General features: G+C 50.6%; 10 protein-coding genes. 3 read left to right on the forward strand and 7 right to left on the reverse strand.

The window, feature by feature from the left end; all coding sequences use genetic code 11:
- Positions 1-317: 317 nt before the first annotated feature.
- The 6 genes from ACT89M_RS22915 to ACT89M_RS22940 all read right to left on the reverse strand — a co-directional run bounded on the left by ACT89M_RS22915 (position 318) and on the right by ACT89M_RS22940 (position 7339).
- On the reverse strand, positions 318-1964 hold the full coding sequence (locus ACT89M_RS22915) for a glycosyltransferase family 2 protein (protein WP_308723088.1): 1647 nt from the start codon (positions 1962-1964) through the stop codon (positions 318-320).
- Between the two features lie 64 nt (positions 1965-2028).
- The gene (locus ACT89M_RS22920) at positions 2029-2793 is read right to left on the reverse strand and encodes a GT-D fold domain-containing protein (RefSeq protein WP_308723087.1); all 765 of its coding nucleotides are present in this window, start codon (positions 2791-2793) and stop codon (positions 2029-2031) included.
- A 1093-nt stretch (positions 2794-3886) separates the two neighbouring features.
- Positions 3887-4618 carry a sugar phosphate nucleotidyltransferase gene (locus ACT89M_RS22925; RefSeq protein ID WP_154959666.1) on the reverse strand — a complete coding sequence of 244 codons (732 nt, stop codon included), beginning with the start codon at positions 4616-4618 and terminating at the stop codon, positions 3887-3889.
- A complete protein-coding gene (locus ACT89M_RS22930) occupies positions 4615-5388 on the reverse strand; it encodes a glycosyltransferase family 2 protein (protein ID WP_154959667.1) in 774 nt (257 codons plus the stop codon). The genes ACT89M_RS22925 and ACT89M_RS22930 overlap by 4 nt, the downstream gene beginning before the upstream one ends.
- Positions 5385-6515: a glycosyltransferase family A protein gene (locus ACT89M_RS22935; protein WP_308723086.1), complete on the reverse strand. Its 1131-nt coding sequence runs from the start codon at positions 6513-6515 to the stop codon at positions 5385-5387. Before ACT89M_RS22935 ends, ACT89M_RS22930 begins: the two co-directional genes overlap by 4 nt.
- A gap of 50 nt (positions 6516-6565) precedes the next feature.
- Positions 6566-7339: a glycosyltransferase family 2 protein gene (locus tag ACT89M_RS22940; protein WP_308723085.1), complete on the reverse strand. Its 774-nt coding sequence runs from the start codon at positions 7337-7339 to the stop codon at positions 6566-6568.
- 812 nt (positions 7340-8151) lie between these two features.
- On the opposite strand from ACT89M_RS22940, the gene ACT89M_RS22945 reads away from it, so the two are divergent.
- Entirely contained in the window at positions 8152-9714 is a 1563-nt protein-coding gene (locus ACT89M_RS22945; RefSeq protein WP_154891040.1) for a M4 family metallopeptidase, read from the forward strand.
- 183 nt (positions 9715-9897) lie between these two features.
- On the opposite strand, the gene ACT89M_RS22950 is transcribed toward ACT89M_RS22945, so the two are convergent.
- Positions 9898-14016: a WIAG-tail domain gene (locus tag ACT89M_RS22950; protein WP_308723084.1), complete on the reverse strand. Its 4119-nt coding sequence runs from the start codon at positions 14014-14016 to the stop codon at positions 9898-9900.
- Between the two features lie 348 nt (positions 14017-14364).
- Here ACT89M_RS22950 and ACT89M_RS22955 point away from each other — a divergent pair, with 348 nt between their 5' ends.
- Positions 14365-15495 (forward strand): YheC/YheD family endospore coat-associated protein, encoded by a 1131-nt coding sequence (locus ACT89M_RS22955; RefSeq protein WP_154891042.1) that lies wholly within the window; start codon positions 14365-14367, stop codon positions 15493-15495.
- Positions 15496-15579: 84 nt separating this feature from the next.
- Complete coding sequence (gene asd / locus ACT89M_RS22960) at positions 15580-16374, forward strand: archaetidylserine decarboxylase (RefSeq protein ID WP_090919382.1); 795 nt, start codon at positions 15580-15582, stop codon at positions 16372-16374.
- The last annotated feature ends 164 nt before the right edge of the window (positions 16375-16538 follow it).

Below are 16538 nucleotides of genomic sequence, written 5' to 3' on the forward strand. Positions count from 1 at the left end.
AATCATGACAGATACAATGTAACTTAACAAAAAAAGGAAATAATTCAGGCTTTTCATCCGCTCAATGCCTTACTAAAGTCGTAAGGTACTCCTGTCTTTATAATCTTTCCAGAGTTCCCCTCATGCTTCTGTAACATATACTTCTTCATTTCTATTGACTTGCCTCAAATGTCATCAGCTTAATTATGTAGCCCTTGTACGGGAAACCTCATGCGGAATAAACAGATTTGTGTGAACGTTCAGCCTAAAAGTTTCGTAGGTGCTGCGTTGTTCATTCCGCATGTTTACATGTTGCTTCAAACCACGAGCGGTGGCCATCACAAATCCTTGTTCAGCAACTGGGGCGGAGCAATAATCGGCCATCCTTCCGGGATTGAATGGAGTTGTTCGGTTGATATTTGATGCACATGTCTGGAGCTTATTCCCCAACGTTCCGCTGCATAGGTGGATACAAACTTCCTGCGTTTACCTTCGGTGACCAGATACCAAACTTCCGGTGTATCAGCAACAGATACAATACTTAAGTCAGTAGGTGCCACGCCAGGATCGAGAGGGATTACGGCAAGAGGAACGTCCGGTTCAAACGATCCGTTCCGAATATCTCCAGCGGACACCAGCGGTTCACCCGCAGGTATGCCCAACAGATCAGGTTTGGCGACCAGCACCGGCGAGATGCCGCGCGGAACAGGAATGTTCAGCTTTCGGCGCTGACCGCTTCTTAGTACATAGACATCACCCTTCAGATCAACAAGAAATGCACCTTCGGGATAGAAATCACTGCTTCGTCTGAGCGGTGATGTTGCAGGACTGTTTACAGAAGAGGAACCTGCGGCCCTCTGGCGTAAATCACCTTTTGCCGCTAACGAAGATACGTTCGCTTGAGATCGAGTTTGAGGGTCTGAGTGCGGAGTCTGTGCCAGCCTGGAGGTTTCCGCGATGAGCGCTTGGGGATCTCCCCATTTTTGACTGTAAAATTGTTCATTTCCCTTGTTCACTGTGTTAAAGTCCTGCTCTCCGAGCGCTTTCATGCTGACACTTCCAAAATGATGAATAAAGGCGTCACCTGCTACAGCAAGTCGGTATCCCAACATCCGCACCCGTACAATCCAATCGTCATCCTCAAAGTTACCTACGGCGTAACCCTCATCCAGATACCCTACACGCTCAAACAAATCTCTGGAAAACAGCCAGCAGAATCCGACGAGCCGATCCGTCACTCGATGTTTCTCCGGGTCGGGACGATTCCGGTTCGCAGCGAAAGACCACATGTCCTCTACTTCACGATAAGGCACTTCAATCTGCTGATCTCCGCCAATGTAGTTCGTTACAGGTCCTACGACACCAATCTGCGGATCGCTGTTAAGGCACGTCATCATATTCTCCAGCCAGCCCGGGGTAACCAGGGTATCATTGTTCAGCACAACGATATGCCGTCCCTTTGCCATCATCAGACCCTGATTAACGCCTCCGGCAAATCCCCGATTCTTCTCCAGTGCAGCAACCCTCACCATACCGCCTTTGCGAAGCAGTGCATCGGCCGTACCATCTTGAGAAGCATTGTCTACAACGATGATTTCGTAAGGAGCGGGGGTATGTTTCTCAATGCTTGACACACATTGCAGTACATAATCCCGCTGATTGTAGGTGGGAATGATGATGCTGACACCTTCAAACACAATTCCGAATGAATTCTGTCCCTGAAGAACACCATCTTCGTAACCTCGGTTATATCCTTGCTTGTATAACTTGGTGTTTCGAAGAATACGATGACTCCTTTTGCCTTTCCGTGAAGCATTACGCCGATTACGGCCATCGGCTGCATGAAGAAGAATCTTAGCAGATGTCCCCGTACGATGAGGATAGGTGCCCGACGATTTTGTACCTTCTCTAAGCGGACTGCTCTGCTGTGAACTGCTCTGATTATTTTTTCGTACACGATGAGGCTGTATTTCCGATTTCTTCATGTTGCTTCCTCCATTCCACTCGTGCCAGAGGCAGGGTCCCGGTGATCCTGCCCCAGACAACTCACTAGAGTTGAAGCTCCCCTGTCACTAATTTGTCTGCCAAATGTCCGAAATCGAAGGCAACGCTGCCCAGTTCTCCAGCGATACGCCTGCATAGCACCACCGCTGGAATGCCCGCTGCGACCAGAGCCGTATCAAAGGTTTGCTCAGACGTTAGCTGCATTACCCTCGGAATATCTGCCATGCCTGCTACCGCAGGGATGATGCCTGTAACCTGCACCCCATGCAGTTGTAACAAGGCTCCAAGCTCTACCGCCTGGCTGCCGATCAGCAGCACACGCCGTCCTTGCAAGATCGGCAGCAACAGACGAGACTGATGCAGACTGTAATTGATGGTGGAACTGGTCAATTTCAGACTAGACCAATCGATTCCGAAATGGCGCAACACCGGGAATAATAGTCCCTGAAACGTCGGAGCACGTGAGATGGGCACACCCACCCAGTCTGCACCCCGAATCGCTTCCGCAAGCGTCGCGCGGATGTCAGGAGTGGAGCATGGCACCCCTGCATAAGGCAGAAACGGTGCCAGCTCCTGCACTTCTGCAGCTGGCAGCACGGTGTCTGCTGCCAGCGTAAGCAGTTCGCCATCCCCGAGGCGAACGACAGACAGGGGGCGCTGCGCATCCAGCGCCGCCATGATGTGACCAGCCATTTCATGAGGGCTGGTTAGCCGGGTCAGGCTGGGCGCATACTGGCGGAAGCCCGCCGCGATCAAATCTGCCGCCGCGACAGCGGGCAGAATATGATCCGGCGGGATGTGCTGCGCCACCAGCGCCTCGCCCCCGGCGAATACGCCGTCGCGGTAACCCGCGGCGTAACCGCCGGGCCCTGCCGCCTGCACGGCATGCTCCGCAGCCAGCGGCGGCACGCCGTTTGCGCTGTCCGCACTCGCGGCAGCGCCTTCCCGCCCCGCGGGCACGACGACACCCTGCGGGTGTGTCGTCTGGCGCGGGGCGGGGCCAGCACCGCTGGCAGGCATCGCCTGTGGCGAGCTTGCGTGCGGTGCTGGCTTGGGCGCACGGCGCATCGCCGTGCGCTGCTTGGCGCGGGCCGCGGCGCGCCGGCCCAGCGCAGAAGCACGCCTGCGCTGGACGGGGCCTTGACGCAGGCGGCTCTGTGCAGGCGGGGCAAGCGCTGCCCCGCCTGCCCTGCTCGCTCTCTCACCTGCGGCTCTGCTGCTTCTTCGCGCTTTGTCCGTCTTTCCCACTCCCCGGGCCCTCGCTGCTTTGCCCACCCTAATGCCGCCTCCAGGCCGACTTGCTTTGCCCACATTGCCCACATTTCCAATCCGATCTGCTTTGCCAGCGACTATCACACTTCCAGCCGTACTCGCTTTCCCAACTCTTTCAGCCGTACTTGCCTTGCCCCTACTCAACACAACTCCAGTCCGGCCTGCCTTACTTATCCTGATCACACCACCCGTACTGCTACCGCCTTTGCTGCTCCCTGCTCTTACGGTACCTTTCACATGCCCCACTTCCCTGCATTATTCACTTGCACCGCTCTGCCTCCACTCTTCACACCACTCGCATGACCCAGACCTCTTCTATTCTCTACTCTCCCCCTACCTTACACATCCGACATCACTTCCCTGTAATCTGCCCCTTTTTGCCTGTGCGCCCTAAAACACCTCACACGTTATTCTCCTGCCTGCGTAGTCTTACTTCGCCCCGGCAATACCACTGCTCTCACACGATTTCCCCTGAGCATATTAGAGAAAGACCGCGGTCGTTGCACAAAACGCCGGAGCTTACTTCAAGGCTCCGGCGAGGATTCTGTTTCCATCATCTGTTTCCATCATCTGATTCAATCATCGGTTTCGATCCACGCAACGCACCGCGGCTGTATCATGTTATTTCCGGTTAAGGTAGCTGCCCTTTCATGCGTACAGCTGCCTCCTGAAGCGATTCAAATGTGCCGGCATCGCTCCAATATTTTTGCAAAATGTCATACTCCAATCCGCCGCCGGAGGCATAATGGTTGTTTACATCGGTGATCTCCAGCTCTCCACGTGCGGATGGTACAATGTTATGAATCAGGCTAAACACATGGTCATCATACATGTATATGCCCGTTACACAGTAAGAGGTCTTCGGCTGACTTGGCTTTTCTTCAATGTACGCGATACGTTCCGGATGGTGTTCATCAAAGACAGGCACCCCGTAGCGACGCGCATCGTCCACTCCTTTAAGCAACACTCGCGCCGTACCCGCAGGTTGCTGCATATATCGCTCTACATACGGTTTCAAATCATCGCTGAACAGATTATCACCAAGAAGCACCACAAATTTTTCGCCCGGAAGAACAAACGATGAGGCCAGATCAAGCGCTTCGGCAATACCGCCAGCCTTTTCCTGAATACGATACGTCAGCCTGACCCCATGATCCGCTCCGCCACCAAGATACTCCGTATACAAACCAGCGGAATGTTTGTTGATAACAATCAGAATATCCTCAATCCCTGCCTGACGAAGCCTGTCGATACCATACATAATCATCGGATGTTTACCGACGGGAAGCAGATGTTTATTGATAAGCCGGGTCAGAGGGTACAGCCTGGTTCCTGTGCCACCAGCAAGAATTACACCTTTCATTCCTTGTTCCCTCCTTCATCGGATATGTCCATAAATTCACGCGGATCGACTTGCCATTTATTGATGAAAATGGAACGGTTACGCTCCAGCAACTGTTTCCATTCCGTATGATCTGTCTTTTGAAAACTCGCACTGCCTTGATGATGTACAAGGACATCACCGCATACTAACAAACGGAAGCCCTGCAACCTAGCTCGATAACAATAGTCGTCATCTTCATAGTGGCCAGGGGAATACGCTTCGTCAAGCCAGCCTACGGCCTCCAGTACGCTTCGTTTCATCAGCATACACAGCCCTACGATTCGGCGTACTTCCTTCCACCTGGACACATCCGAAACATTATTGGCAGCCGCTAGCTCCTGAAAATGTGGCACATCCCGAAACGTCATATGCACCTGCTGAATACCACTGGCATAGTTCGTGACTGGCCCGATGATGCCAACATCATCTTCACTGTACAGTGCTGTGCGCATATTTTCGAGCCAGCATGATGTAACGGTAACATCGTTGTTCAGCAAGAGTAATTCATCCCCGCACGCAGCCCGAAGTCCAGCATTACAAGCGGCAGGAAATCCCCGATTTTCGGGTAAACGAACAAACCGGATGCGTTCCTTGGCACAATATTCGGCAGTACCATCCGTCGACCCATTATCTACAACGATGATCTCATACGATGTTGCTTCTCCTGTGTATGTTCGGATAGCCTCGACACAAGGCCTCAGCAACGAGAGTCCGTTATACGTGGGTATAATGATGCTGGTCAGCGTCATCTCACATTCCTCCTGTACGCTACCTCTGCACGGGAAGGAAGGTTGGTCCGAAGGGCATATTCACTCGTACCCATCCATGTTGCCAGTGCTTCCAGGTGATCCCCAAGAATCAATCTGGCAACACCATTACCACTACCCGTGTTCCCGGCTCGCAGTCGGTTCGAGCGAATGACATCCACTTGGCATGGAGCGGATACCTTAAATCCCTGCTGGATTGCAAGCATCTGCGCCTTCGGCGGAACGGCCAGCGAAGCAGATTTTACAGCCTGAATCATTCGCCTAGATAGGGCATGGGGCACAGCGGTCATCGAATTCGAACCAAGGTCCCGCCGACCTAATGTATGGTTCAAATAAGCTTTGATTCGGCTGACTTCGTCCTGCTTGGAAAAAGGAGGAAGTAAAGAAGTCAGGTCATTTAACGCTACATCCTGCCCCCGGTCAATCGCGAACAGGAACGGCGCCAGTTGTTCCGCAGGTATAACCATATCTCCATCCACAAACAAAACGCTCTCCGCATCAGTCATTTTGGCTCCAAGCGCCCGCCCCACATCATGCCCGGCTCGTTCCGGTTCATACACGAGTGTAATGCCTGAATGTTGAAGCACGCTTTCCAGGCTGTTATCCGTCGTGCCGTTTAATATAACTACAATATCGCGGAGGGGTAGACGCCCTAGTTGTACCAACACTTGCCCCAGTGTGCGTTCCTCATTACAGGCACAGACTACGGCAGCAGCAACATGTCGGAGGGGTAGCGGTACAATCTCTGGTGAATGGCCGGAGGACTTCGCATAGCCTTGAATAAACGCCCTGCCTGCCTGCAATGCAGCTTCGTAGCTAGTCTGTTCCGGCAGATTCGCCGCGTGTACTTGCCACGCATCAGAAGCATGTTTATTCAGGTTGTCGGAGTCTGCCCTGAATTGGTTGCCTGCAAGCTGACCTGCTCGCCAAAATGAACGTAGATCCGGAATCACCTTCCGGACATTCCGCCGGCTCCGCCCGAGATGCCGGGTACGTGGCGCGCGTTTCCCCACAGCCTGCTTTCTGCTCCGGGGTCTGCTCGCCGCCATTCGCTTGGCCCGCGCCCATCTCTTTGCCCCTACTCCTGATCGTGTTTTTATCGCTGTCACCTCCGCATGTTGCCGTTTCTATCACATAATCCCTCATTTCTTAAAACTTCCTACTGAGCCAGACTGCGAACACGCTGTAGATCAGGGTAACCCCCCCGTGGTCCCCGTGTATCTGTAATCCAGCGGATCGCCTCCAGATGGTCGTTCAGTACGACTTGGCTAAGTAGATCAGCACCGCCTCTTTTCCTCGTGCGCACAGCATTCCATTTCCCTACAGGCACATGATGAACAGCCTGCACCCGAAGGCCGCCAAATATCGCTTTGGCATGAGCAAGTGGCGGAATTTCCAGCGAAGATATGCCAATGATCTCAAGTGCATTCCGGCTGAGCGCATGAGGAATGGCTGTCATAGAAGCACCACCAAGATCAGATCTGGAGAGCAGACTGTTCAACATATGTTTTGCTTCAACGACCGGATGAACAGGGCTCCGTGTCACCGGACCGTTGTAATTGTTCAGTGCAACATCAACTCCATTTAGCACAGCCTGAACGTAAGGTGTCAGGTGTTCGGCCGGGATCGGAATGTCTGCATCCGTGAACAGCAAAATCTGCCCGCGGGCTGATGCTGCCCCTACTCTTCGTCCTGCATCATGTCCCAGCGCTTCAGTATAGTGGAGTACCCGTGCCCCGGCCCGTTCAGCTTCATTGGCTGTGCCATCAGTTGACCCGTTTACAATAACCAGCACTTCTGCATCGCGGCATATACGTGTCGCTTCACGGACTACAGCGGCAATGGTGCGTTCCTCGTTCATCGCTGGAATAATCACCGATAGCAAAGGTTGCCGGAGAACTTCTCTGTCTTGCTCAGTAACTTCTCCAATCATCTCATGTGCTTCTCTTCGATTGTTCGCATGAAATGAGTGGTTAGGAGGCAAGGAGAAAACATAGGTCTTTGTACCCTTTTTCCGTCTCGATCGGATTCGTCTTTTTTCAGATACCCGTCTGGTACGCTTTTTTCTTGTTTTTGTTGCAAAACTGGCTCTATTACGTTGTTTCCGCAACAAATTCACCTCCCACAATCCATCCTGATCATGCCAAGGGAGTACACGTTATTCTATGTATTCGTGGAGCAGTGGAAACGGCGTATGTCCTTATTTTACTTAGGTTCTGGGCAGGAGTGTAAGTACACCCATCCTGTGAACCGACAAGAATCGTCAATATTTTTAAAAATGACATCTCTTCCCTGTCCTTAGACACAATTTTCGAAAAAATTTAAAATTGTATCTTTTCCAATCTTTTACACTGTGATACTATACGATTCAAGCCACACAATTTACATTTTTAACCTTGTTGAGAACTCACGTTCCCAAAACCTCTTTCTGTCCTTTTATTGACCTTCGGTTAGTTCAGACGTTTGATCTCCTCCGTTTTGTACACAAACAGACCTTGAACTTGAAAGGAGTGATGCCGTTCCCAACCCGGCTTCTTCTTCCCGCATTCCACACACGGATTGAACATCCCGGTTCTCCGTAGAACCTTCGGTTTGCCGCAATCACTAGGGGGACAACCCCTGCTTCTTAAACATACTTCTGTTTGAGCCCCTCACTCCGCCCTGCCAGATGCAGACGGAAATCCATCCGAGTTAGGCATAAACCCTTTTTTTCCAAAAAATATGATGAGAATGGGAGAGTTAACAATGAAATTTGCCAAAGTTATGCCAACAATTCTTGGAGGAGCTCTTTTGCTCGCTTCCGTATCCTCTGCTGCTGCAGCGCCATCTGATCTATCCATTCCGCTTGAGGCTCCTTATGCCTCCGAGGAGAGTATCCTTTTGAACAACAATCCTGACGAAACGATCTATAATTATCTTGGTCAACAGGAACAGTTCCTGAACTCTGACGTCAAAGGCCAGCTCAAAATCATTAAACGTAACACGGATACTTCCGGTGTAAGGCACTTCCGTCTGCAACAGTACATCAAAGGTATTCCGGTCTACGGTGCCGAGCAGACCCTCCATCTGGACAAAACGGGAGCTGTGACTTCTGCTCTTGGTGAACTTCCGCCTGTTGAAGAACAAGCGATTCCTAATGACGGAATCCCTGGTATCAGTGCAGAGGACGCGATTAAAGTGGCCTCGGAAGAAGCGACATCCCGGATCGGCGAGTTAGGTGCACCGGAGCTTGAGCCAAAGGCTGAACTCCAAATTTATCATCATGAAGATGACGGTCAGACCTATCTGGTTTATATTACCGAAGTGAACGTGCTTGAACCTGCCCCGCTGCGAACCAAATATTTTATTAACGCCGTGGACGGAAGCATCGTATCCCAGTTTGATATTATCAATTTTGCTACAGGAACAGGTACCGGGGTGTTTGGTGACACCAAAACGCTGACCACAACGCAATCGGGCAGCACCTACCAGCTGAAAGATACCACTCGTGGAAAAGGCATTCAAACGTATACAGCAAACAATCGCTCCTCTTTACCAGGAACATTGTCTACCAGCTCTAATAACGTGTGGACGGACCGTGCAGCTGTTGATGCACATGCTTATGCTGCTGCTACTTATGATTTTTACAAAAATAAATTTAACCGCAACAGCCTGGACGGCAACGGTCTGTTGATTCGCTCCACAGTACATTATGGCTCCAACTATAACAATGCCTTCTGGAACGGGGCACAGATTGTATTTGGTGACGGGGACGGCTCACTGTTCGGTATCTTCTCCGGGGATCTCGATGTTGTGGGTCATGAGCTCACACATGGAGTGATCGAGTACACGGCCAATCTGGAATACCGCAACGAACCAGGAGCATTAAACGAAGCGTTTGCTGATATTATGGGTAACACCATTGAGAGTAAAAACTGGCTGCTGGGTGACGGCATCTATACTCCTAACATTCCAGGAGATGCATTGCGCTCTTTAGCCGACCCTACCCTGTATAACCAGCCTGACAAATATAGTGACCGTTACACAGGCAGTGCAGATAACGGCGGTGTGCACACCAACAGCGGTATTATCAACAAAGCGTTCTACCTTGCAGCCCAAGGCGGTACACATAACGGTGTAACGGTTAGCGGCATCGGCCGGGATAAGGCCGTACGTGTTTTCTATAGCACGCTGGTGAATTACCTGACACCAACATCGAAATTCGCAGCTGCCAAAACAGCAACGATTCAGGCCGCCAAAGACCTTTACGGTGCGAATTCTGCCGAGGCAACTGCCATCACCAAAGCCTATCAGGCTGTAGGACTATAATCGTTAACTGATCGTGTGTAGCATCTGCGACCTTCACAAAAAGTGAAGCCGAACTTATTATTTCCCCTTCTATTCTTGTGTTAAAAAGTAGCCTCGTTCCGGCACCCCTCATGTCCGAACGGTCAGGCTTATCAAATAAAAGCGGTGTCCGGGACATACTCTGGACACCGCTTTTGTATATTTTTATGCCGATGGCCCCGCTGCGATCCAGGACAACAAACCATACGTATGCTTGCAATCCGCTGTCCGCGTTACTTCCAGCACAGCTTCATCCTCACTCTGGGATAACAGCGACACCTGAAATCCACGGTCATTGCTCATGGCTACAATGACATAATGCTCCGAATCAAACGCCTCTTCGAAAACGATCGTCACTTCGGTACACGTTTCATTCTCCGGCAGAACAAAAGCTTCCATGCCAAACTGCTGCACAGCAGGCTGTTTACTCACGCTACGTACCGGCTGGAATGCCAGATGTCCGGCTTGAACAGCACCAGTCTGCAACTGTTCACTGCCTACAGAACCATCACACAAATGCTCTTGTGTTACCGACTGAGGCTTAAGGGTATAGGAGACTGGCACCTCTGTATCAGCCCCTTGAGGGGTGATAGAGTTGGATAAGTCTGTGTCAGCTACATCCGGCGATAATGTATTTTCTCCATCCGATGCATCTTCAGCTTCAGTGATTCCCGTAGCAGACTCGCCTTCCGTTAATACGGCATCTACTTCCGAATCATTGTGTAGCCCAAGCAGCTCTTGAAGATTCAAATTTCCGGCTTGGAACTCAGCAGGCGCATCCGGCGACGACTCCGCGTCATCTCCCCAGGTAAACAGACCTTCGTTAGGCAGGCCAACCGACTGTATAAACTGTTGTACTTCCTGCATGGCTTCTTGCCTTTTGAACTCGGCAAGCTGTTCCAGCGTTTCTGCACTGACCTGACGAATTGCATTCCAGATCTCTTCACTTAGATGTGATGTGCCCACGATTCCATCATTTAAGTGACTGGACGTGATACTTTGCTCACTTAACTTGCTGCCATCAATAGCACGATCAGCGAGATGCACAGACGATATCGTGCCCTCTGTCAGTTTACTGCCGTCCACACTGCCATCCGCCAGTTTAGATGCCGTGACTGCACCATCTTGCAGATGAGCTGTGCTTACAGCTTCTTCGGTCAAATGGCTTGCCGTGATGCTTCCATCCTCGATATGATCCGCACGGATTGCACCTTCTGCGATATGTGCAGACTGCACACTCTCATCGGTCAAATGAATGCTGGATACCGCACCCTCTGTCAGTTTACTGCCGTCCACACTGCCATCCGCCAATTTAGACGCAGTAACTGCATCATCTTGCAGATGAGCTGTGCTTATAGCTTCTTCGCTCAAATGGCTCGCCGTGATGCTTCCATCCTCGATATGATCCGCACGGATTGCACCTTCTGCGATATGTGCAGACTGCACACTCTCATCGGTCAAATGAATGCTGGATACCGCACCCTCTGTCAGTTTACTGCCGTCTACACTGCTATCCGCCAGTTTAGACGTAGTAACTGCACCATCTTGTAAGATGACGGAGCGGACAGACTCTTCCTCCAGATGTTCAGTTCCAATACTCCGCTCCTGAATGTGGTGGGAGAAAACAGCCCCATCCTGGATATGACGAGATTGAACTGCACCTTGCTGCAGATGTGTAGCGCCCAGAGATTCCAATTGCAGATGCAATCCACTGATCAGCCCTGGCTGTAAATGTGCTTCTGTTACACAGAGCGGAGCCAAATGTTCTGTATGCACCGCTCCGGCCATCAAATGATTGGAAGATATCGCCTGCTCGGTAATATGCTCACTCCGAATGACCTCTTCTCTCAGATGAGCGCTATGGACAGACTGAGCAGTCAAATGATCTGATTTTATACTGCCTTCAGCGAGATGCATGGAATCAACGGATGCTCGTTGCAGATGCTCGCTGCCCACTGCCCCGTACTGTAATTCCTCACCAGATACCGAGTCGGTGGCCAGTTGTTCTGTCGTCACTGTCCTTTGACGAAGCTTGCTACCGGGGATGCTGCCGTTTGCAAATAATTCTGGCGTACGCACCTCATCGGATAGATGCTCCAGCGAGATCGTATGCTGTTTCAGGTGATATCCACGAATTGTTTCAGCAGGGATATGTTTGGCAACGATGCTTTCAGCCATAATCTTGGCGGAAGTGATACTGCCGTCAGCCAGTTTGGCCGAGGTGACCGATAGATCAGCCAGCTTATCTGTAGAGACACTTTCCGGTGAGAGTTTAGGTGATGTCACAGCATGATCTGTAAGATGTGGTGGAAAAATGGAACCGCCTGCCATCTGTGCTGAAGTCACGCTGCCCGGAGCTATTTTGTCCGTCGTAATTGCCGCACGTGATATGGCATCGGTCTGAACGCTGCCCGGCTGCAGGTGAGGGGCACCTACGGCATGCTCTGTCAGGTGCTCGGCTTTCACTGCATACGGCCTTAGTGCTTCGGAATCCACACTGCCGGGAGCCAGATGAGCCGTTGATACGGCTGCTTTGGCCAAGTGGGACGAGTTGACCGTACCTGAGGCTATAGCTTTGCTTGTAACCGCACTTGGAGCGAGTTTATCAGCCGTGACACTCTCTGATGCCAGCTTTGCGGTTGTGACTGCTTCATCCTGCAATTGGAATGATCCTACAGAAGATTCAGCCAGATGTTTTTCCAGCACAACACCTGAAGCCAGTGCATCCGCAGACACACTTCCCTCGGATAGATGTGTTGTCTCGATGCTTCCACTCGCCAAATGTATGGAATGAATAGCCCCATTATCAACATGAACCGGTGTAATGCCTCGATTGGCAATATGTTCTCCGCGAATCGAGCCTTTAGCCAGATGTTTCCCGAGCACAGCTTCATCGGATATTTTGGAAGCGACAACGCTTTGATCTGCCAGTTTCGAAGCCGTCACCGCCTGCTCCAGCAATTTCGCTGTTCCCACCGATTGATCTGCCAACTTGCTGCTAATGATCGCTCCATCGACCAGATGCTCACTGCCGATTTCGGCATTGCCGATCTGTTCGCTCCCTACAGCAGCAGCTCGAATCTGTACTGATCCGATCGAACCATCCACCAGATGTCGTCCATTCAAGGCATGTTCGGCAATATGCCGTGTATGAATCGAGCCATCCTCAATCTGTTCGCTGCCGATGCTGCTTGCCAGCACTTGATTACGTCCAACAGAACCTTCAGCCAAATGAGACTGTTTCACCGAACCGGCCTGAATATGGCGTGTATCAATAGATTGCTCTTCAATTTTGCTACCTGTCACCGCTCCATCACGAATCTTGGCACTGGTGACCGCATCATCCGCCAGTTTAGAGGTATGGACAGCCCCACCAGCTAAATGACGGGTCTCGATCCCGCTAATCGCAATTTTTTCACCAGTAACAGCTTGATTCTGGATTAATTCCTCTGTGACAAGCAGGCGACTCAGATGCCTTGTGCCGATGGAGCCATCCGCTATTTTGGCTGCATCAATGACCTGATTGCCCAGCTTCTGTGAGGTAATGCTACCATCCCGGATTTTGTCTCCAGCGATGGATGCATTTCTGATTTTGTGACCTGATACAGAGCCATCAATCAGATGTTCCTCCGCAATCGAAGCCTCAGCCAGCTTAGCAGAAACAATCGCACCATCCGCAATATGAATACTTGTTACTGCATAATCCTGAAGCGCCTCGCTTCCTACAGCTCCTGATTTCAGCTTGGAGGCGTCCACCGAAAAAGGAGCCAGCTTACTTTCCGTGACGGCGAACTCACTGAGGTCATCTGTATAAATATACTGTCCTTCATAGCCTGGCATCTGGTTCTGGTTTAATTGTTCAAAACGCAGCTTGCCTGTTGAACGGCCTGGGTTATCCTGTTCTTTCACTGGAAGGTGGGCAATGCTTCTGATCTGAAGTTCTTTTTCTGCGCTTTCCTTTTCCACATTATTTTTTTCTGCATTTAATGGGGCAATTTGTTGCGGCTGCTGGGGCTGTTGCTCCTGCACTATGTCTTGCGCTTCCACCACAACTTCAGATTTATTGACCGATGCATCTGGCGTCGTCTGATCAGATGTCGTTACGGTATCAGCAATAACTTCCTTGGAGGCAACTCTATCCGAAGTCGAAACCTCCTCTTTTTTCACTGTTTTTTCTGGCTTGCTGAATTCCAGTCGCCGATCCATCAGATCCAGCTCCCTGAATTTGGGACTGATATGACGCACTTTAGGCGTCACAACCTTTTTTTTGCCTTTTTTACTCATGAGGCCAGCTCCTTCCCCTAACGTTCATCTCCGGCATCATATGCTTTGAGCTGGGCATCTGCCACTTTTATGGCCCTACTTTTGCACATCCTTGATCAGATTCCTGTCTACTCAGGTTAACGTTACATCTCCCCTGGCGTAATTAGGCTGAACGAAGTGAAGAGAGAAGGCGGCTGTCCACGCCCCGCATCCGCTCGTTTCATAAGATAAGATGTCTGGACATCAACGGATGTATAAAAGTGCCTCTGCACACCGGTCTGCGTTATCGCGATGTTAAAACCATGCATTGACAGGCCGGCATACTGAAAAAATTCATGGTTGCGCGATAACAATGAAGGAGGAACGGTCATGCTCCAAGAAACGATCGGCATTATGTTCGATTCACGCATGTACCGGGGGATACCGGCCGGAAGGACCGGTCAGGAATCACTCGCAAATTATGAACAGGCTGCAGCCTGTTACGGATTAACGCCTTGCTTTTTAAGGCTGGAGGATATCGATCTGGATCGTAAAACATGTCTGGCTTATGTGAAAAAAGAAGGTCGTTACGTCCGTGAGCGTATACCGCTTCCTTCCGTAATCCATAACCGTGCGCTCCAGCTTCGCCGTGCGGAACAGCGACTGATTACACGTTTGCTCCTGCAAGGCATCCAGGTGTATAACGTGCGTAATCGTTATCGGAAGGACCATGTGCATGATATGCTGCGGCAAGACTTTTTTTTAAAAGATCATCTGCCACACGCAGTCAAAGCAACGCCCGAATCGCTCACTTACATGATGGAACATCATAAGGATCTCGTCATTAAACCGTGTAGCGGCAGCATTGGTCATGGCATTATGCGTCTCTTCCAGCAGGAGGGACATTGGAGACTAACCTGTGAAACGAGGGCATCGCGTAAAGGCTGGGCCACCTTCAAACTGAACCGGGGACAGTTGCCTTCCGCTACACTAAGGCGGATATTCCGTCATGCTTACCTGATTGAAGAACGGATTCCACTAATTCGGCATGAGGGAAGGCCCGTTGATCTGAGAGTATCCGTGCAACGCGGGGGAGATGGGGTATGGAGTGTCACTGGCATGTTTGCCAAGGCAGCTCCGGCGCATACGTTTGTCACAAACATCGCGCAAGGCGGCAAAGTCATGACTGTTCCTGGAGCACTTGGTCTGGCCGAACCGAGTACGGAGCTATTCCAGCTGCAAGCCCGAATAACTATGGTCGCCCTTCGTATTGCTCACACGCTGGCTTCCAACTTGCCTCATCTGGCTGATCTGGGCCTCGACCTCGGTGTGACCCAAAACGGAGGCATTTACTTTATCGAATGCAATGGCAGGGATCAGCGATATGGGTTTCGTAAAGCTGGCATGCAGGAACATTGGCAGATGACATATAACAAACCAATGGCGTACGGACGTCTGCTCGTCAATCACAACTTCAGCATTCCAAGACAGCCACAAACCTATGATCGTGGATTGTATTGATTTCATTCGTGATTTGTGTCAATATTATGCAGAATGGCCGCTTTTGCGGCCTTGAAGTTTGTATTAACCCTAAGGGGGATATTCATGGCAAAAACGCTGTTGCGATTAATGACTGAGCTTTCTTCGCGCAAATGGATCTCCCGGACCGTGGGAGCTTTCTCCAAAAGCCGGGGAAGCAAAGCATTTATCCCTTATTTTGTCCGGACCTACAACATCCCTGTACAGGAAGCCGAGAAGGATTGGAAAGAATATCGTTCCCTGAATGATTTCTTCACTCGCAAATTAAAACCCGGGATGCGCCCGCTAGACCTTTCGGAACATGCATTGATCAGCCCTGTCGACGCTAAAATTACGGCAGCAGGCCCGATTTCTGCAGGAACCATTCTGAATGTAAAGGGACAAGATTATACACTTGCTGAATTGTTAAACCACTCTCCACATCTGGAGAAGTACAAGCATGGTTATGGTTTTGTGCTCTATCTCAGTCCGCGCGACTACCACCGCATTCATGCACCTGTCAGCGGTCGTAAGATGGAGAGCGAACATATCAAAGGCAAAGTTTATCCTGTGAATGATTTCGGACTCACCCATATGAAATCCGTGCTCAGCCGCAATGAACGGCTTATTACGTATATTCAGCATGATTATGGTGAAGTAGCTGTCGTCAAAGTGGGTGCAATGAATGTCAGTAGTATTCAATATGCCGATATTGACACCCAGACTTGGGCTCAGGGAGATGATCTGGCCTATTTCGAGTTCGGCTCTACTGTTGTACTGCTTATGCAGACCGATACCTTCGAACCGCTCCCTGATTTGAAACCTGGAGATTCCGTTAAAATGGGAGCTTTACTTGGTCGTCTGAAACCCAAACAACCCTAATTTCATACGTAAATAAAGAGGATGGCTCAGCACCTGCAATCAGGTGTTATGCCATCCTCTTTATTCTCTATCCTTCATTTGCCTATAATTCATGATATGAAATGTTACCATTCTAAATTGCTAACTAAATATCATTTCATGTATACATGCATGGCGTTGCCTCT

The organism is Paenibacillus sp. NN59 (assembly GCF_057597225.1).